The sequence below is a fragment of the Mesorhizobium alhagi CCNWXJ12-2 genome (assembly GCF_000236565.1).
GTDB classification, from domain to species: Bacteria; Pseudomonadota; Alphaproteobacteria; order Rhizobiales; family Rhizobiaceae; genus Allomesorhizobium; species Allomesorhizobium alhagi.
This window is the reverse complement of record NZ_AHAM01000332.1, coordinates 1-21,328: the sequence shown is the minus strand read 5'-3', so window position 1 is coordinate 21,328 and position 21,328 is coordinate 1. Positions and strand designations below refer to the sequence as shown.

Below are 21,328 nucleotides of genomic sequence, written 5' to 3'. Positions count from 1 at the left end.
GTGCTTGGCCACGGCGGCGGCGCCCAGCGCCTGCTCGATCCACTTCCGCGCGGTCGCCGCGTTGGTCATGGTCTCGATGGTGGTGAAGGTCTTGGAAGCGATGATGAACAGCGTCGTTTCGGGATCGAGCCCCTTCAGCGTGTCGTGGATGTGCGCGCCGTCGACATTGGAGACGTAGTGCGCGCGCGGTCCGTCATGATAGGGCGCGAGCGCCAGCGTCGCCATGGCCGGCCCGAGGTCGGAGCCGCCAATGCCGATATTGACGATGTCGGTTATCTTGCGGCCCGTAGCGCCCGAGGCAGCGCCGGAACGCACGGCATCCGAAAACGTCTCCATGGCGTCGAGAACGGCACGCACGCCGCCCAAGATTTCCGCTCCGTCGAGCACGATCTTCGCATCGGGCCCGGCGCGCAGCGCCGTGTGCAGGACAGCCCGGTCTTCCGTGATGTTGATCCTGTCGCCGGAAAACATCGCCTGCCGCCGCTCGGCCAGGCCCGCCGCCTCGGCAAGCCTTTGGAGCAGGGCCATGGTCGCGGGTGTGACCGCGCATTTCGACCAGTCGAGCAACAAGTCGCCCTCGGCCACAGAGAACTTTTCGAAACGCTGCGGGTCGGAGGCAAAGGCCTCGCGCATGCTCTTGGGTGCTGCCGCACGATCGTCGCGAAGCGCCGCCAGTTCCGCCTTCAGAAAATCTCTCAATGCCCTACTCCAGAAAGTCGATATCGGGCGGCACCCTACCAGACCTTGCCGCCATTTGAGAACGTTCAGCACGGCGCCGGCGACAAACTAACCCGGCAGCAATTCTTCGGCGCGCCAGCCTGCACCACTCGCCCATGCATCACTGGCATAAATCCTAGCAATCAGAAATTTTGATTGGCGCAACTGGTTGGACCAACAGTAGCATCCGCTGGTCCAGATTCCGATGAATCCGCCCGATGAGGAAAACGCCCATGCCACAGAGAAACGACACCGCGATCTGGTCCGGGCTGTTCCGCATCTCCGCTGAGTCGGGCCAGACCTTGCAGGCGCAAATCCGCCAGGCGATCGTAGCCGCCATTCTCGACCGGCAGATCGCCGCCTCGATGCCGCTGCCGTCCTGCCGCATCCTCGCCGAGAAACTCGGCGTCGCGCGCGGCACCGTGGTGCTGGCTTTCCAGCAGCTGGTCGACCAGGGCTTTCTGGTGGCGCGCGAGCGGCGCGGCCATTTCGTCAATCCGGAAGTCCTGGCCACTCCCGCCAAGCCGCACCAGAAGATGCCGGACAACGCCAACGAGATCGACTGGAAGGCGCGCCGCAAGGTCGCGGCCAGCGACATGCCGCGCCCGGCCAAGTTGGATAACTGGATCAAGTCGTCCTACCCGTTCGTCTACGGCCAGTTCGACCCGGCGCTGTTTCCGACCGCGGAATGGCGCGAGTGCAACCGCATGGCGCTGGCGGTGCTGGAAATCCGCAACTGGGCGGCCGACATGGTCGACCGCGACGATCCGCTGCTGATCGAGCAGATACAGGCCCGGCTGCTGCCGCGCCGCGGCATCTTCGCCAATCCGGACGAGATCATCATCACGCTCGGCGCGCAGAACGCGCTCTACATGCTCGCCAACCTATTGATGAGCAAGGGTTCCAAGGTGGCGATGGAAGATCCGGGCTATCCGGACGCGCGCAGCATCTTCAGGCTCGCTGGCGCCGAAATAGCCCCGACGCCGGTGGATGCATCTGGCATCGTCACCTCGGCAATCCCCTCCGACGCCGGCTTCGTGTTCGTGACGCCGAGCCATCATTGCCCGACCATGGTGCCGCTTTCGGCGGAGCGGCGGCAGGACCTGCTCGCCCGCGCCAGCCGGCACAACCAGATCATCCTCGAGGACGGCTATGACAGCCAGTTGCTCGACGAGGCGCCGCAGCAGGCGCTGAAGAGCCTCGATCGCTCGGGCCGCGTCATCTATGTCGGCTCGATGTCGAAGACCTTGGCGCCCGGTCTGAGACTCGGCTATATCGTCGCCTCAGCCGGCCTGATCTCCGAACTCAGGGCGCTGCGCCGATTCATGCTGCGCCATCCGCCGGCCAACAATCAGCGCGCCGTCGCGCTGTTCCTGTCGCTTGGCCATCACGAAGCCCTGGTGCGGCGCCTTTCGGCGGCTTTCGACGAGCGCCGCAAGCGTCTGGTACAGGCGATTTCCGCTTTCCTGCCGGAGTGGCGTTCGACGGATTCGGCCGGCGGCGCCTCGCTCTGGCTGGAAGGTCCGCGCGGCACGGATTCGCGCAGCCTTGCCGAAGCGGCCGCGTCGCGCAGCGTAATCATCGAGCCGGGCGACCGCTTCTTCGATCAGGCCGACAAGCCGTCGCGCTTCATGCGGCTCGGCATCTCGTCGATCTCGCTGCAGCACATCGAGCCGGGCATACGCGAGCTTGCCACAGCCGCTGGAAGGCGTCCCGCCGCAGCCTGATCTGTGGGCTCCAAAGCCTGCGAAGCTTGTTGGGCCACACCATTCCCGCTGGTATATCCGGCGGAATGGCGTGGCCCATACACGCTGGCACAGGCCGCTGCATAGTCTCTCGAAAGTGGGGAACCGAAGCGGTCAAATCGGCGGGATTGAACCAGCCGTACCTGCTTCGCAAATGTGGAGCATCGGCATGTCGAGCGCCGTGGAAAAGCAGGATATCGCACAGGATGCAGGCGGCCAGGACAGCCGTTCTCGGCGCTCCGGCGGGCGCGAGGCGCGCCGCGCCATGCGCGCGGCTCCGCTGGCCGATGACGTGCGGCCGATCCGGCCAGGGCTGGAGGGCGGCAGGTACAAGCCTTTGGGCCAGAATGATCTCGAGCGAATCCACGAGGCAGTGCTGACGCTGCTTGAAACCGTCGGTTTCGCCAACGCAATCCCAAGCTGCATCGAAGCCTGCACCCGCGTCGGCGTTATCCTCGGCGAAGACGGCCGCCTGCGCTTTCCGCGCGAACTCGTAATGTCGACGATCCGGAACGCGGCGCGCAACTTCACGCTGTGCGGGCAGGACCCGAAGCACGACATGGTGATCCAGGGCAAGCGCGTGCATTACGGCACGGCAGGCGCCGCCGTGCATCTCGTCGACGTCGAAAAGCGCGAATACCGCGAATCGCTGCTGCAGGACATCTACGACGCCGCGCGGATCGTCGACGGGCTCGACAACATCCATTTTTTCCAGCGGCCGATGGTGCCGCGCGACGTTCCCGACCCACTCGAGATGGATTTCAACACGCTCTACGCCTGCGTGATGGGCACGTCGAAACATGTCGGCACGTCCTTCACGGTGCGCGAGAACGTCGCGCCAGCGTTGGAAATGCTTTATGCCATCGCCGGCGGCGAGGAGAATTTCCGCGCCCGGCCGTTCGTTTCCAATTCGAACTGTTTCGTCGTGCCGCCGATGAAATTCGCCGAGGACGCCTGCGGCGTTCTTGAAGCCTGCGTCGAAGGCGGCATCCCGATCCTGCTGCTTTCGGCCGGCCAGGCAGGCGCCACCGCGCCGGCGGCGATCGCGGGGGCCGTGGTGCAGGCGGTGGCTGAAGTGCTGGCGGGTCTGGTTTACGTCAACGCCTTGAAGCCTGGCCACCCGGCGATTTTCGGAACCTGGCCGTTCGTCTCGGATCTGCGCACCGGCGCGATGTCCGGCGGCTCGGCCGAGCAGGCGCTCTTAACCGCCGCCTGCGCGCAGATGGCGCAGTTCTACGATCTGCCCGGCGGCTCGGCTGCGGGTATGTCGGACTCGAAGATGCCCGACATCCAGTCGGGCTATGAGAAGGGCATCACCAATGTCATGGCCGGGTTGTCCGGCGTGAACCTCGTCTATGAATCGGCCGGCATGCATGCCTCGCTGCTGGGCTTCTGCCTGGAGAGCCTGATCATCGACAACGACATGCTCGGCCACTGCCAGCGCTGTGTGCGCGGGATCGAGGTGACCGACGCCGCGCTTTCGATCGATACGATCGCCGAAGTCTGCCTCAACGGCCCGGGCCACTACCTTGGCAACGAGCAAACGCTGCGGCTGATGCAGACCGAATATTTCTATCCCGCCGTCGGCGACCGGCTTTCGCCGAAGGAATGGAACGAGAGGGGCAAACCGGACATCCTCGGCAGAGCCATTGCCGAGAAGAAGCGCATTCTCGCCGAGCGTTTTCCGCGCCATGTGCCGAAGGCGACCGACGATCGCCTGCGTGCCAAGTTCGGTGAATTGATTAAACTGCCACGAAGCGGCATGGCTGCTGAACTCCGCGATCCTTAGCTCGCAGCATCGATGTCGACTGCCTGTGATCCACCGGCCTTGCGCTTGACGACTTCCTCATAAGCGGCTTGCAGTTTCGCTCGGACTGGCTCTGCACCGGCATAGGCGGCGGCGGTTGGGTGCCCGAGATGCTCTTCGCGCAGTTCGGACATGAACTGCTCCCACAGGGCCGGCCCACCCTCGTCCATCAGTTTGGCGCGAATGCTCAATTCGTCGCTGACGGGCAGCCATCTGCTGCCCCACGCGCCGAGATGCGCCATGATCGGCACCAGCGAGATCGACATCTCGGTCAGGCTGTAGATCGCCTTCTGCTTATGGGTAGGATCGTCGGCCTTGGTCAGCATGCCTTGCTCGACGAGCATCCTCAGACGGTCGGCGAGGATGTTGGAGGAGATCGCCTCCTCTGACCGCAGCAACTCGCGAAAGTGCCTTTTCCCGCCGAAGATCATGTCACGGAGGATGAGCAGGGACCATTTGTCGCCAAACACTTCGACCGAGAGATTGATCGGGCACCCCGACCGGTGATTCGCATCCATTTCACATCCTCAAAAAACCAGTTGCATTGCCGCATCAGTTTTCCTATAGTGCAAATGCTTGCAAAACGCAAGCATTCCGAAACGCAAGATACACTCAAGCCGCAGCTTGACCATTGACACGAAAGGGCCGCCAAATTAGTTAAGCAACCGCTTCACTTTCTTGGGACAACCCATGCTCCACCAACCCGGCCAGATCGATCTGATGTTCCACGCTCTCGCCGATCCCGGTCGGCGGCTGATGGTGGATCGGCTGTCCAAAGGGCCGGCATCGGTAAGCCAGCTTGCCGAGCCGCTGGACATGTCGCTCTCGGCCGTCGTCCAGCATCTGCAAGTCCTAGAGGCTAGCGGGCTGGTTCGCACCGAAAAAGTAGGGCGAGTTCGAACCTGCACAATCGAGCCGAAAGCGCTGAGCCTCGCCGAAAAGTGGATTTCAGACCGGCGGACGCTATGGGAGCGCCGCCTCGACAGGCTCGGCGAATATCTCGCAGAGCAAACCAACGAACCCGGCATCTGAAGGAGAAAGCCATGACCGAACGTTCCGTGACCCATGCCACCTTCGTTATTGAACGCACTTACGACGCCGCGCCGGAAAAGGTGTTCGCCGCCTGCGCGGATCCGGCAAAGAAGCGGCGGTGGTTCGTGGAAGGCGAAGGCTGGCACATCGACAAATTCGAAATGGATTTCAGGCCGGGCGGCGTCGAAACCAGCGTTTTTCGCTTCGGCGACGGGCCGGAGGGCCGCAATGACACGGTTCACCTCGACATCGTCGAGAACCGCCGCATTGTCAGCGCCTACACGATGACGATCGGCGGCAACCGCATCTCGGCTTCCCTCGCGACCATAGAGTTCGAGCCGTCCGGCGACGGCACGCGGCTGAAGTACACCGAACAGGGCGCTTTCCTGGACGGTCACGACAATGCCGCGCAGCGCGAATCCGGCTGCCGCGAACTTCTGGAAGCGCTTGCGGCCGAACTGGGCCGGCAGGCCGCCTGAGGGAGAATAGACATGCGGAAACTCGAAGGTATGAAACTCCACCAGGGCGACGGCCCGAACTCGTATCGCGTGCGCATCTTCCTGGCCGAAAAGGACATCGAAGTTCCGATGGTCTGGGTCGATTTCGGCAAGATGGAGCACCGCGCTCCGGAATTCCTCGAGCTGAACTCGCTCGGCCAGATCCCGGTGCTCGAGTTCGACGACGGCACGGTCATCACCGAAAGCGTCGCCATCTGCCGTTATTTCGAGGCGCTCCATCCAACCCCGCCGCTGTTCGGCGCGAACGCCGTCGAACAGGGTAAGGTGGAGATGTGGAACCGGCGCGTCGAGTTCGAGATATTCGGCACGATCGGCAATGTGGCGCTGCATACGCAGGAGTTTTTCAAGCACCGGCTGACACAGTTTCCGGCCTTTGCCGAGACCCAGCGCGAACTGGTCCCGCAGAAATGGGCGTGGCTCGACCGCGAAATGGCCGACGGCCGACCGTTCATAGCCGGCGACAGTTTTTCCGTGGCCGACATCACCGGCATGACCGTCTCGTGGCTGGGTGAGGTTTTCGGCATGCCTGTTCCGGAGGGCCTGCCCAATGTCGGACCTTGGCACGAGCGTGTCCGCGCGCGGCCGAGCTGGAACGCGTAGCCGAAGCCGGCGCAGTGGCGCCGGCACACGGCTGTTCGACCAACTCGACGATCAAGCCGGCGGCAGCTTCTCCCCCTTGAGGAGAGGGAACCGCCTGGCTCAGTGATTATCCCTGGGCACGCCGCTGGTCTGGGCGACGCGCTGGTATTTTACGGCGGGTTTCAGCACCATGCCCTCCGAGAATTGATCGACCATGCTGCGCTGGATCTCCTGCCAAGGCGTCTGGTGACCGGGGAAGGCATAGCCGCCATCGCCGGCAAGCGCCTTGCGGCGGGCGGCCAGTTCCTCTTCGTCTATGAGAATGTCGGCCGAGCCCTTGTTCAGATCGATGCGAACACGGTCGCCGGATTTAAGAAGTGCTAGCCCGCCACCGACCGCCGCCTCCGGCGAGGCGTTGAGGATGGAAGGGGTGCCCGAGGTGCCGGACTGGCGACCGTCGCCTATGCAGGGCAGCGAATGGATGCCACGCTTGATGAGGTAGGCCGGCGGCTGCATGTTGACCACTTCGGCGCCGCCGGGATAGCCGACCGGCCCCGCGCCGCGCATGAACAGCACGCAATACTCGTCGATGTTCTCGGCGGGGTCGTCGATGCGGGCGTGGTAATCCTCCGGCCCGTCGAAAACGACGGCCCGGCCCTCGAAGGCTTCCGGGTCCTTGGGATTGGACAGATAGCGGTCGCGGAATTCCTTCGAGATGACGCTGGTCTTCATGATGGCGGAATCGAATAGATTTCCCTTCAGATTGATGAAACCGGCATCGCGCATCAGCGGATCGGCGGCCGGCCGAATGACCTTGTGGTCCAGGTTTTCAACGCCCCGGCAATTGTCGCCGATCGAGGCGCCGTTGACCGTGAGTGCGGCGGGGTGCGGCAGCAGGCCGGCCTTCATCAGTTCCATCACCACGGCCGGCACGCCGCCGGCATGGTGATAATCCTCGCCGAGATATTCGCCGGCCGGTTGGAGATTGACCAGCAGTGGAATGCGGTGGCCGATCGCCTGCCAGTCGTCATTGTCGAGCTTGACGCCGAGATGGCGAGCGATGGCGTTCAGATGGATCGGTGCGTTGGTGGAGCCGCCGATCGCCGAATTGACGACGATGGCATTTTCGAATGCCTGGCGGGTCATGATGTCGGAGGGCTTCAGATCCTCATGCACCATGCCGACGATGCGCTTGCCCGTCTCGTAGGCGATCTGGCCGCGCTCGCGGTAGGGCGCGGGGATGGCGGCGGAGCCGGGAAGCTGCATGCCGAGCGCCTCGGCCAGCGAGTTCATGGTGGTGGCGGTGCCCATCGTGTTGCAGTAGCCGACCGAGGGGGCGGAGGAGGCGACGATGTCCATGAATTCGTCATAGCCGATCTCGCCGGCGGATAGCCGCTGACGCGATTCCCAGACGATGGTGCCGGAGCCGGTGCGCTTGCCCTTGTGCCAGCCATTGAGCATGGGCCCCACGGATAGCGCGATGGCCGGAATGTTGACGGTGGCGGCGGCCATCAGCATGGCCGGCGTTGTCTTGTCGCAGCCGACGGTGAGCACGACGCCGTCGAGCGGATAGCCGTAGAGCACCTCGACCAGGCTGAGATAGGCGAGATTGCGGTCGAGCGAAGCGGTCGGGCGCTTGCCGGTTTCCTGGATCGGATGACACGGAAACTCGAACGGAATGCCGCCCGCCGCCTCGATGCCGGCGCGCACGCGCTTGGCGAGATCGAGGTGATGGCGGTTGCAAGGGGACAGGTCCGAGCCGGTCTGGGCGATGCCGATCAGCGGTTTGCCGGATTGAAGTTCGGCGCGGGTCAGACCGTAATTCAGGTAGCGCTCGAGATAGAGCGCGGTCATGCCGGGATTGTCGGGATTGTCGAACCACTCCTGCGAGCGGAATTTCTTTTTCGTCGTCGGGCCAGCCATGACATTCTCCGGAAATCAGTTCCGCAATCGATATGACAACGCTTTCACAGCAGCAAGAGCCATCGGCAGGGCCAGTGGGTATTTGTCTTTTTTGTCGGACAAATAGCCGCACCGTGATGCACACGCCGCTGCGGCGGCGATGGACAGAAGCCGGGCTCTGCGCTACGCCTTTCGGCAACTAGGTCAGGAGGGATTCATGTCTTTGGTGATCGACGGCGAGGAGAGGATTTCGGCGCCCATCCACAAGGTCTGGGAAGCGCTGAACGATGCGGAGGTGCTGAGAGCCAGCATTCCGGGATGCCAGAGCCTGGAAAAGAAATCCGACCGCGAAATGGCGGCGACCGTGGTGCTGAAGATCGGGCCTATCAAGGCGACGTTTGCGGGCGAGGTGACGCTGGCAAATCTCAACCCGCCGCACTCCTATACGATTTCCGGCGAGGGCAAGGGCGGCATCGCCGGCTTCGCCAAGGGCGGCGCGGACGTGAAGCTTGCCGAGGACGGCCCGGGCACGACGGTGCTGACCTACGAGGCCAAGGCCGATGTCGGCGGCAAGATCGCGCAGCTCGGCAGCAGGCTGATCCAGTCGACATCGAAGAAGCTGGCGGGGCAGTTTTTCGCGACGTTCAACGAGAAGGTGAGCGGGAGTTGAGGGCGCGGGCCTAGCCCCCGGCTCCTCTATGCTCGGCCGACCTCTCCCCGAGAGGAGGAGAACGCCAATGTCGGCTGGAGAAGACAGCGCAAAAGATGAAGGGATAGAGCACTTCGTCTCCATCCCCACCCGGCCTTTCGGGCCACCCTCCCCGCAAGGGAGAGGATAAGGCATTTCACTCGAACACGATGTTCGGCGCCGAAGCCTCGGCGGCGGTGCGTTCCTCGGTCACCCGCTCCCATACCTTGCCGGCGATGCCGCGGTAGATTTTGGCTTCCGGGCCTTCCGGATTTGACACCACGACTGGCGATCCGGAATCCGATGTTTCGCGGATCTCCATCTGCAGCGGCACTTCGCCGAGGAAGGTGACGCCGAGCCGCTCGGCTTCCTTGCGCGCGCCGCCATGGCCGAAGATGTCGTAGCGCTTGCCGGTGTCGGGAGCGATGAAATAGCTCATATTCTCGACGATGCCGAGCAGCGGCACGTCGACCTTCTTGAACATATTCAGGCCCTTGCGCGCGTCGATCAGGGCAAGGTCCTGCGGCGTCGAGACGATGACGGCGCCGGCCAGCGGCACCTGCTGCGCCATGGTGAGCTGGGCGTCGCCGGTTCCGGGAGGCATGTCGACCACCAGAATGTCGAGTTCGCCCCATTCGACCTCGCGCAGCATCTGGGTCAGCGCCGACATGACCATTGGCCCACGCCAGATCATCGGGGTTTCCTCGTCGACGAGGAAACCCATCGACATGATTTTCAGGCCGTATTTTTCCATCGGCTTCAAAACCTTGCCGTCGACCGTTTGCGGCCGGCCATGGAGATTGAGAAGCCGCGGCATGGAAGGGCCGTAAATGTCGGCATCGAGGACGCCGACCTTGAGACCGTTGGCCTGAAGCCCGAGCGCGATGTTGATGGCCGTGGTCGACTTGCCGACGCCGCCCTTGCCGGAAGCGACCGCGATGATCGCGCCGACGCCCGGCACGCCGCGCTTACCCTGGCCGTGGGAGGCCGGCGCATGCGGCGCAGGCCTCGGCGCCGTTGCGGCGGAGTGGCGCGGAGCGGGTGCGGCCGGCCTTGGCGGGGCGGGGCGCTGCGGCACCGGCGCCTCCATGCCGCCGCCCTTCTTTTCGGCGGTCAGCGCGACCATGGCCCCGGCGACGCCCGGCATCGCCTTGACCGCACGCTCGGCGGCGGCTCGCAGCGGCTCCATCTCGCGGGCGCGCTCGGCCGGCACCGTGATCGAGAAGAACACCTTGGAATCTGCAATGAAGATGTCGGAGACCAGGCCCAGATCGACGATGTTGCCGGTGAAATCCGGCCCGTTGACGGTCCTGAGGCGCTCGATGACGGCTTCCTTGGTGACGGGCATTTGTTCGGCTCTTTCTGTTCTCGGTTGGGGTTCAGATAATGCAGTTCGGCATGAGAACCAAGCGGCATGGCCGCATCGGCCCGGCGGGAACATTTCGCGGGCGGCGTCCGTTGGGCCATGACAGGCGCGAACAATCGGAATTCGCGCCGCAGACCCATTCCGGAACAGGAGAAAGTCATGACCGGCAGGAAGACGCATGAGCAGCAGGTGCGCGTCATCGAGGAACGGGAAAACACGAAGAATGCCGGCAAGGATTTCGATGCCGAAGCCGAACTGAAGAAGTCGAAGCAGGAGCGGGAGGCATATCGCAAGGGTTCGGATTTGCGGACCGACGCGCAGAACCTCGCCGATCCCGACGACCGCAACATGCTGCGCGGCGAAAATCAGGAAAGCGAACATCACAAGAGGCGCGCGGACGATTGAGCCGCCTGGCTGCGCAGCGTCAGCAGGGAAAATTTCAGCGCGGATGTCGGAACGGGCGGCCGCCGAACGTCCTTGGCATAGCGATGATGCTCACAGGAGGCGACCATGCTTGGAAACAGGAATGCGACGGCCAATATCGCGGTGAAGGACCTGGCGAAGGCCGGCGACTTCTATGAAAACACGCTCGGACTGAAACCGGTCCACCGGGAAGGCGAAGAGGTGATCGTGTTCGCCAGCGGCGACACGCTGATCAACGTCTACCGCTCCGAATTCGCCGGCACCAACAAGGCGACGGCCGTGACCTGGGCGGTCGGCGAGGACATCGGGAAGATCGCCAAGGCGCTGGAGGACAAGGGCGTGCCGTTCGAGCATTATGAATGGCCGGGCGTCACCATGGACGGCCACATCCATGTCCATGGCGACATGAAGGTCGCTTGGTTCAAGGATCCCGAAGGCAATATACTGAACCTTATCAACCAGTAAGCCGGTTCGGCCGGGATGGGCGACTGCCGCGCAAACCGCGGTGATCGCCTCTCGGGAGGGAGGGTAGTTGTCAGCCCGCCTGCTTCCAGCCCTTCTTGATGTGCGCGTAGCCGTCGCGGTAGACCGCCTCGGGGCTTTCGGCGAAATCGCGCCAGACTTTGGTTGCGGCGGCGAGGTCTTTCAGGCCGCGGCCGAAGGATTCGATGGTCAGCCAGCCGTCATAACCGCTGCCGCGAATCGCCGAAAAAGTCTTTTTCCACGGTATGTTACCGCGGCCGGGGACGCCGCGGTCGTTCTCGGAAATATGGACGTGGACGATGTGGTTCGTGTGTTTCGTGAACGCGGCGATCGGGTCGGTTTCCTCGATGTTGCAATGGAAGGTGTCGTACATCGCGCGGATGTTTTCATGAGCAATTTCATCGAGATGGGCGCAGAGATCGTCCATCGTGTTGACGAGGTAGCACTCGAAACGGTTGAGCGCTTCGAGCCCGATGATGACTCCCTTCTTCCCGGCGTGGTCGCCGATGGCGCGTTGGGAGGAGACGGAACGCCTTTTCTCGGCTGTGGTCGGACCAGTGCCGGAAAATTGACCAAGCGTCGAGTGGAGCGGACCCGACAGTTTGTCGGCGCCGAGCGCGGAAGCGCAGTCGATAGCCCATTTCATGTAGTTTATGCCGGCCTTGCGGGCGGCGGCGTCGCCGATCGGGTTCATGGCCGGATCGCCCATCGCCGAAACGGCAGTGCGCTCCAGCCCGATGCGGTCGAGCATCTCGCCAAGGCGCTTGTAGTCGTCGGGCGTTCCCTCGAAAATCGGAATCTCGACGCCGTCATAGCCGGTGGCCTTGATGTCCTTCAGCAGTTTCTCGTGCTTCCCGGTGACGTTGGTCGTCCACAGGAACATGCAGAAGCCGATTTTCATTGAGCCCTCGCCGCGTGATCTGGTCCGACCAGATACGCAAGTTTTCCACAACCGTGCAAGGGGCCAAAAGGGAACCTTTACGCGCTTTCGCGAAGGATCGGGGGATAAAAAGCTCCCGCTGCGCCATGCGCGCACCAGGAACAGCGAGCAAGAACAACGGCTTACCCAAAAAAGCCGGGGCGAAATGGCCGGAATTTGTTCACAAACCGGCCTGGCGCCGCCAAACAGCGCTATCTCACATCGAAACAGAGCCGATTGCCGCGTGCCGGCCGGGTCCCCGCTGCCTGCGGCAGCGTCCCGGCGTTCGCTGGCCCTGTCATGATGCCACCGGCATCATGACTTTCTCGCTACGCTAGAAACCGGCTGCTCACCCATGCGCAATCATCACATGGCGGACGGCGGTGTAGTCCTCCAGCGCGTAGAGCGACATGTCCTTGCCGTAGCCGGACTGCTTCAGCCCGCCATGCGGCATCTCATTGGTCAGCATGAAATGGGTGTTGATCCAGGTGCAGCCATATTGCAGGCGGGCGGCCGTCGCCATGGCGCGCGACACGTCCTTCGTCCAGACCGATGAGGCCAGGCCGTAGTCGCTGTCATTGGCCCAGTCGACCGCCTGGTCGACATCGGAAAAGCGCGTCACCGAAACCACCGGCCCGAACACTTCGCGGCGCACGATCTCGTCCTCCTGCAGCGCGCCGGCGACGACCGTCGGCTGATAGAAGAAGCCGCCGCCCTCGCCTGGCCGGCCGCCGGTGGTGATCTCGATGTGCTTCAGCTCGGAAGCGCGCTCGACGAAGCTCGCGACGCGGTCGCGCTGGCGCTGCGAGATCAGCGGCCCGATCTCGTTTTCGGTGTCGTCGGGCTGGTTGTACTTGATCGTCGAGACGGCGGAGGAGAGGTCGGCGACCAGCCGGTCGTAGATCTTCGCGCCGGCATAGATGCGGCAGGCGGCGGTGCAGTCCTGCCCGGCATTGTAGTAGCCGAAGGCGCGCAGGCCGTTGACGACCGCGTCGAGGTCGGCGTCGTCGAAGACGATGACCGGCGCCTTGCCGCCGAGTTCGAGATGGGTGCGCTTGACCGATTTAGCGGCGGCCTGGAGCACCTTCTTGCCGGTGGCGACGTCGCCGGTGATCGAGATCATGTTGACCTTCGGATGGTTGATCAGCGCATTGCCGACGGTTTCGCCGCGCCCGAGCACGACATTGACCACGCCTTCGGGCAGGATCTCGGCGAGGATTCTCGCCAGCTTCAGCGCCGTCAGCGGCGTCTGCTCGGACGGCTTGAAGATGACCGTGTTGCCGCCGCCGATCGCCGGTGCGAGCTTCCAGGCCATCATCATCAGCGGATAATTCCACGGCGCAATGGACGCGACGACGCCGATCGGGTCGCGGCGGATCATCGAGGTATGGCCGGTCAGATATTCGCCGGCGACCACGCCCGGCATGGAGCGAACCGCGCCCGCGAAGAAGCGCCAGCAATCGACGATGGCCGGTATCTCGTCATTGAGCACGGCATTTATGGGCTTGCCGCAGTTCAGCGCTTCGAGGGCCAAGAATTCCTGCGCCTCGGCCTCGATCTTGTCGGCGATCTTGAGGAGATAGCCGGAGCGCTGCGCGGGCGTGGTGCGCGACCATGTCGCGAACGCCTTTTCGGCAGCAAGCACCGCCGCTTCGATCTGCGCCTGCGACGCCTCTGGCAGGCCGAGCACGGTCTCGCCGGTCTTCGGGTTCAGGATCGGCTCTTCGGTCTCGGTGCCTTTTTCGAAGCGCGACCCGATCAGCATCTCGGTGTACATTGTTCTTCTCCCTTTGTTTCAGAGAGGCAATAGGCAATAGGCAGTAGGCAGTCGGAACACCGACCGTCTGTTCCCTACTGCCGATTGCCGACTGGCTGTTGCCCTGTTCATTTCCCACCTCCGGCTATCTGGTCGCCGTCGCGAGTGAGGTAATAGGCGGCGAGGATGGGCAGCAGCGTCACCAGGACGACGACCATGGCGACGACGTTGGTGACCGGGCGCTGGCGCGGCCGCACCAGTTCCTCGAGCATCCAGATCGGCAGCGTCTGCTGCTGGCCGGCGGTGAAGGTGGTGACGATGACCTCGTCGAAGGACAGCGCGAAGGCCAGCATGCCGCCGGCGAGCAGCGCCGTGCCGATGTTGGGAAGGATGACATGGCGGAAGGTCTGGAAACCGTCGGCGCCGAGATCCATCGACGCCTCGATCAGCGAACCGGACATGCGGCGGAAGCGCGCGACGGCATTGTTGTAGACCACGACCACGCAGAAGGTGGCGTGGCCGAGAATGATCGTCCAGAACGAGAACGGGATTTCGGCGAGGTTGAAGGCCGAGCGCAGCGCGATGCCGGTGATGATGCCGGGCAGCGCGATCGGCAGGATGACGAGCAGCGAGATCGTTTCGCGGCCGAAGAATTTTGTCTGGCTGACGGCGGCGGCGCAGAGCGTGCCGAGCACCAGGGCGATGGCCGTGGATATGGCCGCGACCTGTACGGAAAGCGTCAGCGCCTGCCACACGTCCGGACGGTTCCAGGCGACGGCGAACCATTGCGTGGTGAAGCCCGGCGGGGGCCATTGATAGGACTTTTCCTCGGTGGTGAAGGCGTAGACGAAGATCAGTAGCAGCGGCAGATGCAGGAACAGGAGGCCGGCCGCGGCTGCGATCTTCAGGGCAAGCGGAGCGGATTGCTGGCGGTCAGAGCGCATGGGCGGCTCCTGGCGAGCGGACAGCCGGATGTGCCCCCTCCACCACGCTGCGCGTGGTCCCCCTCCCCCGTAAACGGGGGAGGATCAACGCCGAAGCCGTCCGCAACCTCGGATCCTCCCCTGCGCAGCGGGGGAGGGGGACCGCCGAAGGCGGTGGAGGGGGCGAATGCAGCTGCCCTGCCGTCCCCTGAGCCAGCCCTTCACAGCGCATCGAACGCTCCCATGCGCTTTGCGCCCCAGAGATAAAAACCCATGACCACGATTGGAACGACCGTGAAAGCGGCGGCGAGCGGGATATTGCCGGCCGTGCCCTGGTGCGCGTAGACCGCCTGGCCGATGAACAGGCGCGACGTGCCGATGATCTGCGGAATGATGTAGTCGCCGAGCGTCAGCGAGAAGGTGAAGATCGAGCCGGCGACGACGCCCGGCAGCGCCAGCGGGAACAGCACGTTGCGGAACGTCTGCGCCGGAGAGGCGCCGAGATCGGAGGAGGCCTCGATGAGGCTTCCCGGCACGCGCTCCAGCGCGGCCTGGATCGGCAGAACCATAAAGGGCAGCCAGACATAGACGAAGACGATGAAGGTGCCGGTGGCTGAAACCGAAAGCGAGTTGCCGCCGACGACCGGAATGGAAAGCCAGGCGTCGATCAGCCACATCAGGTGCAGTTTTTCGAACAGCCAGGTGAGGATGCCTTCCTTGGCGAGGATCAGCTTCCAGGCGTAGATTTTTACCAGATAGCTCGACCACAGCGGCAGCATGATGCCGAGATAGAACAGCGCCTTCCATTTGCCGCGCGCATAGCGGGCCGCGTAATAGGCGATCGGGAAGGCGATGATGGCCGACGCGATCGTAACGATGGCGGCCATGGTGACGGTGCGGATGATGATGTCGAGATTTGCGGGCAGGAACAGCTCGCCATAGGTCTTCAACGTTAGCTCGCGGTTGATCAGGCCGGAGAATTCGTCGATCGAGAAGAAGCTCTGGAGAAGCAGCGCCAACAGCGAGCCGAGATAGACGATGCCGAGCCACAGCACCGGCGGCGCCAGCATCAGGAAAAGCAGCAGCCCCGGCTTGCGCCAGAACAGGTCGGACAGCGCGCCGACGATGCCGCCGCGGCTGGGCAGGATGGCCACAGCGGGCGCGGGCCGCAGCATCGCCTCGGCGCTCATTGCGGGCCTTCCATCAGGTGCAGGTCGGATGGGAGCCAGTGCAGCGAGACGGTGGCGCCGTCATCGGGCAGAGGCTGGCCGGCTGGGGTGACGATCTGGAGGCGCAGCCCGTCTGCCTCGACGGTGACGCGGTTGGTGGCGCCGAGAAAGCTGCGCGACAGGACGGAGCCGGCGACCCCCTGCCCGGCTTCGCCGTTGCCGATGCGGATCTTTTCCGGCCGAAGGCTCGCCCAGCGCGGCTGGCCGCCATGCAGCTTGACGAAATCGGGCGGCAGCACGTTGGAGGAGCCGACGAAATCGGCGACGAAGCGCGATCGCGGCCGCTCATAAATCTCCTGCGGCGTGCCGATCTGCCTGATGCGGCCTTCGTGGAAGACCGCGACGCGGTCGGCCATGGACAGCGCCTCGCCCTGGTCGTGGGTGACGAAAACGAAGGTGATGCCGAGCGCCTTCTGCAGCGATTTCAGCTCTTCCTGCATGTTTTCGCGCAGCTTCAGGTCGAGCGCGCCGAGCGGTTCGTCCAGCAGCAGCACCTTGGGCTTGTTGACCAGCGCACGGGCGAGCGCGACGCGCTGGCGCTGGCCGCCCGAAAGCTGGCCCGGACGGCGGCCGCCATAGCCGGGAAGCTGCACCAGGCGCAGCGCCTCCTCGGCGGCGGATGCCCGCTCGGCCCTGCCGACGCCACGGACCATCGGCCCATAGGCGACATTGTCCAGCACGTTCAGGTGCGGAAACAGCGCGTAATCCTGGAACACGGTGTTGACGTTGCGGCGGTAGGGCGGGACGCCGTCGGCCTGGCTGCCGAATATCTCGATGCTGCCGGCGGTCGGCTGCTCGAAGCCGGCGATGAGACGAAGGCAGGTGGTCTTGCCCGAACCGGAAGGGCCAAGCATTGCGAAGAACTCGCCGGGCCTGATGTCGAGATCGACCGCATCGACGGCCTTCACGGAACCGAAGTGGCGGGAGACTTGTCGGAAGGAGACGGCGATGGTCATTTGGTTGCTTGCCGTTGAAAGTCGGGCTTCTGTCATCACCCCTCATCCGTCTCGACGCTTCGCGTCGATCCACCTTCTTCCACAAGGGGAGAAGGGAGGGGCGCTTCTCCTTCTCCCCTTGTGGGAGAAGGTGGCTGAGCGAAGCGAAGTCGGATGAGGGGTGCTGGAAGGATTGCGGCCGGAACGTTTTCTGGCCGAAACCTTCGCAGTTCACCGCCCCCCGATGACGCCGATGTAGTCCGATACCCAGCGGTAGTAGGGCACGCACTGGTCGTTCTGGCTGGCGCATTTCGAGGTCGGCGTCGTCCAGAACTTGACCTTCTCGAAATTGTCGAGGCCGTTGGTGGTGCAGCCTTCGGCCGTCTGCATGCCGCGCCCGTCGGTGCAGGCGGCCGGGACCGACGGGTTGGCGCCGAACCAGACCGAGAGGTCGCTCTGCAGGTTGGAGGACAGCGAATGTTCCATCCACATGTAGGAGCAGTTGGGATTGGCGGCGTCGACATGCATCATGGTTGTATCGGCCCAGCCCGTGACCCCTTCCTCCGGGAATACGGAGGCGACCGGCTGCTTTTCGCCCTTGAGCAGATTGACCTGGAACGGCCACGAGCCGGAGGCGACGACGCCCTCGTTCTTGAAATCGTCGATCTGGATGAAGGCGTCATGCCAGTAGCGGCCGACCAGCGTGCGCTGGGTGCGAAGCAGGTCGAGGGCGGCCTTGTATTGTTCCTCGTTCAGCTCGTAGGGGCTCTTGATGCCAAGCTCCGGCTTGCGCTTCATCAGATAGAGCGCCGCATCGGCGACGTGGATCGGTCCGTCATAGGCCTGGACGCGGCCCTTATTGGATTTGCCGTCGGGAAGGTTCGTCTCCTCGAACACCACGCTCCAGCTCTTGGGCGCTTCCTTGAAGACGTTGGTGTTGTACATCAGAACGTTCGGGCCCCACATATAGGGCACGCCGTAGTGGACGCCGTCGACCGTGTGCCAGGGCGCGTCCTTCAGGCGATCGTCGACAGTTCCCCAGCTCTTGATGAGGTCGATGTTGATCGGCTGAACGCGTTTTCCCGCGATCAGCCGCAGCGAGGCATCGCCGGAGGCGGTAACGAGGTCGAAGCCGCCCTCGTTCATCAGCGCGACCATTTCGTCAGAGGTGTTGGCGGTCTTGACGTTGACCTTGCAGCCGGTCGCCTCCTCGAATTTCGTCACCCAGTCGAAGTTCTTGTCGGTTTCGCCGCGCTCGATATAGCCGGCCCAGGCGACGATGTTTACCTGGCCCTCGCCTTCGCCGATCTCCTTGACCTGGGCCAGTGCCTGGCCGGAGAAGCTCAATGCGACAGTCAGCGCCGTGCAGGATTTCAGGAACGATTTCATGACGATTCTCCCATTGGCGGGGCCGCTCTCAAGGGGCGGCGTTATCCCGGCAAATGCAAGGTGACCGGAATATCGCGCATTCGCAAATTCATTTGTCAGAACGTCGATATCGGTTTTTCCGATAGGCTTGCCATGGAAGACGGTTTGCCGTGGAAGCGCGCATGGCCGACGGATCGGCGCATTCGGCGCCGTCATCCTCGGGCTTGTCCCGAGGATCTGCCGAGGTTCGCCCATTCGGCGGTGTCCGCCTGATCCGAACTTCGGTTATATCCCAACACGTCAATGGAAGCAGATCCTCGGGACAAGCCCGAGGATGACGACGGGACTAAGGCCGCTGGCGGACGGAGCGCTGGCCCTGTGCCATGCCGACGAAGTCGCGGGCCGCTTGCGGCAGGCTGGAGCCGCGCCGCCAGACCATGCCGACCTGCACGACCGGCAGCGCGCCGGAGATGTCGCGCGATTCGATACGGTCGCCTTCCAGCGACCATGGCCGGTAGACAAGGTCGGGCAGCAGCGCCACGCCTGCGCCGGTGGCGACCAGGCTGCGCACCGCCTCCACCGAGCGGGTGCGGAAGGCGACATGCGGGCGGGCGCCGAGCGCCACCAGGAGCTTGCCGGTGTTCTCCTCGATCTCGTCGACGGTCAGCATGATCAGCGGCTCGGCGGCGATGTCGTTGATGCCGATGATGTCTGCGCCGGCGAGATGATGGCCGAGAGGCAGCCACAGCCGGTAGGGCGAGACTTCGAGGATTTCGGCCTGCAGCGCCATGCGGTCGCGCAGGTTGGAGATGACCATGACGGCGACGTCGAGCTCGCCGCCGACGAGCAGGTGCTCGAGATAGTCGCCATTGTCCTCGATCGCCGTGACTTCGACGCCGGGAAAGGCGCGGCGGTAACGGGCGAGCAGGTCCGACAGAACGTAGCCGGCGACCAGCGAGGTGACGCCGAGATGCAGCCGGCCGTTCGTCCGCTCCTGCTCGTGCGAGAAGGTGCGGCGCGCATCCGACACGTCGGCGAGGATCTTTGTCGCATGGCGGAGGAACTGGTGGCCCTTGTGGGTGATGTTGAGGCCGCGCGGATGGCGCTCGAAGAGTTCGACGCCGAGATCGCTTTCGAGCTCCTTGATCGCTTCGGTGACCGAGGATTGCGAGATCGACAGGTTCTGCGCGGCGCGCGAGATCGTGCCCTGCTCGGCCACGGCGACGAAGAACTGCAGCTGCCTGATGGTGAACGCCATGGCGCGAATAGACACGCTGGCGCGGGCGTTGGGAAGTGGCGGCTTGACGGGCGGAAGATTCGTAACTAATTTAGTTACATGAAACGAAACAGCCGATTTTCATCCGCCTTGCACATGCTCGTCCACATGGCCGAAGCGGGCGGGCGGGCGCTGACCTCCGAGGAGCTCTCGTCCTTCATCCACACCAATCCGGTCGTCGTCAGGCGCAGCATAGCGGGCCTGCGCGAAGCGGGCATCGTCGCCTCTTCGCGCGGACATGGGGGCGGCTGGCAGCTCGGCCGCGCGCCGGACCAGATTTCGCTGGCAGAGATCAGCTCGGCACTCGGCGAGACGCTGCTGCCGTTCAGCACCGAGCCGGAAAGCCCCGGCTGCCTGGTCGAGCAGGCGGTGATCGCGGCGCTGGAGGATTTTCGCACGGAAGCGGAGCGGCTGCTCGCCGAGAAGCTCGGCCGCATCACGCTTGCCGACCTGGCGGCCGATTTTCGGCGCCGCTACGACGAAATTGGAGTGACCAGCCATGCAGTATGATTTGATCGTGGTGGGCGGCAGCTTTGCCGGCCTCTCAGCCGCAACGCAGGTGGCGAGGGCGCGGCGGCGGGTGCTGGTGATCGACGGCGGAAAGCCGCGCAACCGCTTCGCGGCGCACTCGCACGGCTTCCTGGGGCAGGACGGCCGCACGCCGGAGGGCATTCTCGGCGATGCGAGGAGGCAGTTGCTCGCCTATCCGACCGCGACGATCGTCGATGCGTATGCCGAAAGGGCCGAGGCGGCGGGCGACGGTTTCGCCGTCGCGCTGGAAGACGGCAAGACGTTCGAGGGAGCGCGGCTGCTGCTCGCGACCGGCGTACGCGACACGCTGCCGGACATTCCCGGCCTTAAGGAGCAATGGGGCAAGACGGTGCTGCACTGCCCTTACTGCCATGGCTACGAGGCGGCGGGCGGCCCGCTCGGCGTGCTGGCCGTCGGCGCCATATCGATGCACCATGCGCTGCTCATCCCCGATTGGGGCGACGTCACGCTGTTCACCAATGCGACATTCGAACCGGATGCGGAGCAGATGCGAGCGCTCGATGGGCGGGGCGTGAGACTGGAGCAGGCGCGCATTGAGGCTTGCGAGGGCGATGGTGCGGACGGATTGGTGGTGCACCTCGAGGATGGGCGCCACGCGCGGGTCAAGGCGCTGTTCACTGCGCCGCGGACTAGCATGGGGAGCCCGCTTGCCGAACAACTGGGCTGCGCCTTCGCCGAAGGCGGGCTTGGCTCGATCATCAAGGTCGACGAGTTGCAGCAGACGAGCGTTGCCGGCGTCTATGCTGCGGGCGACGCAGCGCGCTCCATGACCAATATTGCTTTTGCGGTGGCGGACGGCGCGTTTGCCGGCGTGTCGGCGCACCGATCGCTGATTTTCTGATAGCCGTTCAGTTACCCACAGCTTGCTGGCTGCCGGCGATGGTGAGCCTGGCGCCGGCTTCGCCAATGGCGGCGGTTATGTCGCGCGGCGGCATTCGGTCGGTGACCAGCTCGTGGAAGCCCGAGAAGCTGCAAACCTTGACCAGCCCCTGGCGGCCGAACTTGCTGTGGTCGGTCGCCACCAAAGCGCGCATGCCGCGCGAGACGACCATGCGCGCAAACTCCGCCTCGTCGAGATCGTAGTCCATGATGCCGGTGGAGGCGTCGACG

At 64.1% G+C, this 21,328-nt stretch carries 21 protein-coding genes and 1 pseudogene; 10 read left to right on the top strand and 12 right to left on the bottom strand.

Translation table 11 applies throughout. The features are described from left to right. The coding region (locus MAXJ12_RS33325) for a glucose-6-phosphate isomerase (protein WP_008840651.1) at nucleotides 1-699 on the bottom strand (699 nt) is incomplete at its 3' end. 251 nt (nucleotides 700-950) lie between these two features. Here MAXJ12_RS33325 and pdxR point away from each other — a divergent pair. Both pdxR and MAXJ12_RS33315 read left to right on the top strand, forming a co-directional pair. Beyond that, nucleotides 951-2,444, top strand: coding sequence for a MocR-like pyridoxine biosynthesis transcription factor PdxR (gene pdxR, locus MAXJ12_RS33320; RefSeq protein ID WP_008840650.1), 1,494 nt, complete (start codon nucleotides 951-953; stop codon nucleotides 2,442-2,444). 187 nt (nucleotides 2,445-2,631) lie between these two features. After that, a complete protein-coding gene (locus tag MAXJ12_RS33315) occupies nucleotides 2,632-4,251 on the top strand; it encodes a trimethylamine methyltransferase family protein (protein WP_008840649.1) in 1,620 nt (539 codons plus the stop codon). On the opposite strand, the gene MAXJ12_RS33310 is transcribed toward MAXJ12_RS33315, so the two are convergent. Next, on the bottom strand, nucleotides 4,248-4,787 hold the full coding sequence (locus MAXJ12_RS33310) for a winged helix-turn-helix transcriptional regulator (RefSeq protein WP_008840648.1): 540 nt from the start codon (nucleotides 4,785-4,787) through the stop codon (nucleotides 4,248-4,250). The two genes, MAXJ12_RS33315 and MAXJ12_RS33310, sit on opposite strands and share 4 nt — an antisense overlap. A gap of 172 nt (nucleotides 4,788-4,959) precedes the next feature. Here MAXJ12_RS33310 and MAXJ12_RS33305 point away from each other — a divergent pair, with 172 nt between their 5' ends. The 3 genes from MAXJ12_RS33305 to MAXJ12_RS33295 are packed head-to-tail and all read left to right on the top strand — an operon-like array spanning nucleotide 4,960 to nucleotide 6,419. Further along, nucleotides 4,960-5,301 carry an ArsR/SmtB family transcription factor gene (locus MAXJ12_RS33305; RefSeq protein WP_008840647.1) on the top strand — a complete coding sequence of 114 codons (342 nt, stop codon included), beginning with the start codon at nucleotides 4,960-4,962 and terminating at the stop codon, nucleotides 5,299-5,301. Nucleotides 5,302-5,312: 11 nt separating this feature from the next. After that, on the top strand, nucleotides 5,313-5,780 hold the full coding sequence (locus MAXJ12_RS33300; RefSeq protein WP_008840646.1) for an SRPBCC family protein: 468 nt from the start codon (nucleotides 5,313-5,315) through the stop codon (nucleotides 5,778-5,780). Between the two features lie 12 nt (nucleotides 5,781-5,792). Then, nucleotides 5,793-6,419 (top strand): glutathione S-transferase family protein, encoded by a 627-nt coding sequence (locus MAXJ12_RS33295; RefSeq protein WP_008840645.1) that lies wholly within the window; start codon nucleotides 5,793-5,795, stop codon nucleotides 6,417-6,419. A 99-nt stretch (nucleotides 6,420-6,518) separates the two neighbouring features. On the opposite strand, the gene MAXJ12_RS33290 is transcribed toward MAXJ12_RS33295, so the two are convergent. Next, nucleotides 6,519-8,321 (bottom strand): IlvD/Edd family dehydratase, encoded by a 1,803-nt coding sequence (locus MAXJ12_RS33290; protein ID WP_008840644.1) that lies wholly within the window; start codon nucleotides 8,319-8,321, stop codon nucleotides 6,519-6,521. 196 nt (nucleotides 8,322-8,517) lie between these two features. Here MAXJ12_RS33290 and MAXJ12_RS33285 point away from each other — a divergent pair, with 196 nt between their 5' ends. After that, a complete protein-coding gene (locus MAXJ12_RS33285) occupies nucleotides 8,518-8,970 on the top strand; it encodes an SRPBCC family protein (protein ID WP_008840643.1) in 453 nt (150 codons plus the stop codon). Nucleotides 8,971-9,145: 175 nt separating this feature from the next. Here MAXJ12_RS33285 and MAXJ12_RS33280 read toward each other — a convergent pair whose 3' ends face one another. Beyond that, on the bottom strand, nucleotides 9,146-10,336 hold the full coding sequence (locus MAXJ12_RS33280; protein WP_008840642.1) for an Mrp/NBP35 family ATP-binding protein: 1,191 nt from the start codon (nucleotides 10,334-10,336) through the stop codon (nucleotides 9,146-9,148). 177 nt (nucleotides 10,337-10,513) lie between these two features. On the opposite strand from MAXJ12_RS33280, the gene MAXJ12_RS33275 reads away from it, so the two are divergent. Together MAXJ12_RS33275 and MAXJ12_RS33270 are read left to right on the top strand one after the other, a co-directional pair. Then, the gene (locus MAXJ12_RS33275) at nucleotides 10,514-10,759 is read left to right on the top strand and encodes a hypothetical protein (protein WP_040589522.1); all 246 of its coding nucleotides are present in this window, start codon (nucleotides 10,514-10,516) and stop codon (nucleotides 10,757-10,759) included. A 105-nt stretch (nucleotides 10,760-10,864) separates the two neighbouring features. Continuing rightward, complete coding sequence (locus MAXJ12_RS33270; protein ID WP_008840640.1) at nucleotides 10,865-11,242, top strand: VOC family protein; 378 nt, start codon at nucleotides 10,865-10,867, stop codon at nucleotides 11,240-11,242. 70 nt (nucleotides 11,243-11,312) lie between these two features. Here MAXJ12_RS33270 and MAXJ12_RS33265 read toward each other — a convergent pair whose 3' ends face one another. From MAXJ12_RS33265 to MAXJ12_RS33235, 7 genes are all read right to left on the bottom strand, one after another. Then, on the bottom strand, nucleotides 11,313-12,161 hold the full coding sequence (locus tag MAXJ12_RS33265; protein ID WP_008840639.1) for a sugar phosphate isomerase/epimerase family protein: 849 nt from the start codon (nucleotides 12,159-12,161) through the stop codon (nucleotides 11,313-11,315). A 367-nt stretch (nucleotides 12,162-12,528) separates the two neighbouring features. Continuing rightward, nucleotides 12,529-13,956, bottom strand: a complete 1,428-nt coding sequence (locus MAXJ12_RS33260) for a gamma-aminobutyraldehyde dehydrogenase (RefSeq protein WP_008840638.1) — start codon at nucleotides 13,954-13,956, stop codon at nucleotides 12,529-12,531. A gap of 107 nt (nucleotides 13,957-14,063) precedes the next feature. Continuing rightward, the gene (locus MAXJ12_RS33255; protein ID WP_008840637.1) at nucleotides 14,064-14,879 is read right to left on the bottom strand and encodes an ABC transporter permease; all 816 of its coding nucleotides are present in this window, start codon (nucleotides 14,877-14,879) and stop codon (nucleotides 14,064-14,066) included. Nucleotides 14,880-15,079: 200 nt separating this feature from the next. Next, nucleotides 15,080-16,033 carry an ABC transporter permease gene (locus tag MAXJ12_RS33250; protein WP_244421693.1) on the bottom strand — a complete coding sequence of 318 codons (954 nt, stop codon included), beginning with the start codon at nucleotides 16,031-16,033 and terminating at the stop codon, nucleotides 15,080-15,082. An 11-nt stretch (nucleotides 16,034-16,044) separates the two neighbouring features. After that, nucleotides 16,045-17,043, bottom strand: coding sequence for an ABC transporter ATP-binding protein (locus tag MAXJ12_RS33245; protein WP_008840635.1), 999 nt, complete (start codon nucleotides 17,041-17,043; stop codon nucleotides 16,045-16,047). A gap of 210 nt (nucleotides 17,044-17,253) precedes the next feature. Next, the gene (locus MAXJ12_RS33240; protein ID WP_008840634.1) at nucleotides 17,254-18,411 is read right to left on the bottom strand and encodes an ABC transporter substrate-binding protein; all 1,158 of its coding nucleotides are present in this window, start codon (nucleotides 18,409-18,411) and stop codon (nucleotides 17,254-17,256) included. A 325-nt stretch (nucleotides 18,412-18,736) separates the two neighbouring features. Beyond that, nucleotides 18,737-19,648, bottom strand: coding sequence for a LysR family transcriptional regulator (locus MAXJ12_RS33235; RefSeq protein ID WP_008840633.1), 912 nt, complete (start codon nucleotides 19,646-19,648; stop codon nucleotides 18,737-18,739). A 78-nt stretch (nucleotides 19,649-19,726) separates the two neighbouring features. On the opposite strand from MAXJ12_RS33235, the gene MAXJ12_RS33230 reads away from it, so the two are divergent. Both MAXJ12_RS33230 and MAXJ12_RS33225 read left to right on the top strand, forming a co-directional pair. After that, a complete protein-coding gene (locus MAXJ12_RS33230) occupies nucleotides 19,727-20,176 on the top strand; it encodes an RrF2 family transcriptional regulator (protein WP_008840632.1) in 450 nt (149 codons plus the stop codon). Then, a complete protein-coding gene (locus tag MAXJ12_RS33225; protein WP_008840631.1) occupies nucleotides 20,166-21,059 on the top strand; it encodes an NAD(P)/FAD-dependent oxidoreductase in 894 nt (297 codons plus the stop codon). The genes MAXJ12_RS33230 and MAXJ12_RS33225 overlap by 11 nt, the downstream gene beginning before the upstream one ends. A 7-nt stretch (nucleotides 21,060-21,066) precedes the next feature. Here MAXJ12_RS33225 and MAXJ12_RS33220 read toward each other — a convergent pair. After that, nucleotides 21,067-21,328, bottom strand: a pseudogene (locus MAXJ12_RS33220) (DeoR/GlpR family DNA-binding transcription regulator); the annotation flags it as partial.

What these genes read in the sequence shown, in the direction of transcription:
- pdxR (WP_008840650.1), top strand. Translation starts at nt 951, where the DNA reads ATGCCACAGAGAAACGACACCGCGATCTGGTCCGGGCTGTTCCGCATC.
- MAXJ12_RS33315 (WP_008840649.1), top strand. Translation starts at nt 2,632, where the DNA reads ATGTCGAGCGCCGTGGAAAAGCAGGATATCGCACAGGATGCAGGCGGC.
- MAXJ12_RS33310 (WP_008840648.1), bottom strand. Translation starts at nt 4,787, where the DNA reads ATGGATGCGAATCACCGGTCGGGGTGCCCGATCAATCTCTCGGTCGAA.
- MAXJ12_RS33305 (WP_008840647.1), top strand. Translation starts at nt 4,960, where the DNA reads ATGCTCCACCAACCCGGCCAGATCGATCTGATGTTCCACGCTCTCGCC.
- MAXJ12_RS33300 (WP_008840646.1), top strand. Translation starts at nt 5,313, where the DNA reads ATGACCGAACGTTCCGTGACCCATGCCACCTTCGTTATTGAACGCACT.
- MAXJ12_RS33295 (WP_008840645.1), top strand. Translation starts at nt 5,793, where the DNA reads ATGCGGAAACTCGAAGGTATGAAACTCCACCAGGGCGACGGCCCGAAC.
- MAXJ12_RS33290 (WP_008840644.1), bottom strand. Translation starts at nt 8,321, where the DNA reads ATGGCTGGCCCGACGACGAAAAAGAAATTCCGCTCGCAGGAGTGGTTC.
- MAXJ12_RS33285 (WP_008840643.1), top strand. Translation starts at nt 8,518, where the DNA reads ATGTCTTTGGTGATCGACGGCGAGGAGAGGATTTCGGCGCCCATCCAC.
- MAXJ12_RS33280 (WP_008840642.1), bottom strand. Translation starts at nt 10,336, where the DNA reads ATGCCCGTCACCAAGGAAGCCGTCATCGAGCGCCTCAGGACCGTCAAC.
- MAXJ12_RS33275 (WP_040589522.1), top strand. Translation starts at nt 10,514, where the DNA reads ATGACCGGCAGGAAGACGCATGAGCAGCAGGTGCGCGTCATCGAGGAA.
- MAXJ12_RS33270 (WP_008840640.1), top strand. Translation starts at nt 10,865, where the DNA reads ATGCTTGGAAACAGGAATGCGACGGCCAATATCGCGGTGAAGGACCTG.
- MAXJ12_RS33265 (WP_008840639.1), bottom strand. Translation starts at nt 12,161, where the DNA reads ATGAAAATCGGCTTCTGCATGTTCCTGTGGACGACCAACGTCACCGGG.
- MAXJ12_RS33260 (WP_008840638.1), bottom strand. Translation starts at nt 13,956, where the DNA reads ATGTACACCGAGATGCTGATCGGGTCGCGCTTCGAAAAAGGCACCGAG.
- MAXJ12_RS33255 (WP_008840637.1), bottom strand. Translation starts at nt 14,879, where the DNA reads ATGCGCTCTGACCGCCAGCAATCCGCTCCGCTTGCCCTGAAGATCGCA.
- MAXJ12_RS33250 (WP_244421693.1), bottom strand. Translation starts at nt 16,033, where the DNA reads ATGCTGCGGCCCGCGCCCGCTGTGGCCATCCTGCCCAGCCGCGGCGGC.
- MAXJ12_RS33245 (WP_008840635.1), bottom strand. Translation starts at nt 17,043, where the DNA reads ATGACCATCGCCGTCTCCTTCCGACAAGTCTCCCGCCACTTCGGTTCC.
- MAXJ12_RS33240 (WP_008840634.1), bottom strand. Translation starts at nt 18,411, where the DNA reads ATGAAATCGTTCCTGAAATCCTGCACGGCGCTGACTGTCGCATTGAGC.
- MAXJ12_RS33235 (WP_008840633.1), bottom strand. Translation starts at nt 19,648, where the DNA reads ATGGCGTTCACCATCAGGCAGCTGCAGTTCTTCGTCGCCGTGGCCGAG.
- MAXJ12_RS33230 (WP_008840632.1), top strand. Translation starts at nt 19,727, where the DNA reads ATGAAACGAAACAGCCGATTTTCATCCGCCTTGCACATGCTCGTCCAC.
- MAXJ12_RS33225 (WP_008840631.1), top strand. Translation starts at nt 20,166, where the DNA reads ATGCAGTATGATTTGATCGTGGTGGGCGGCAGCTTTGCCGGCCTCTCA.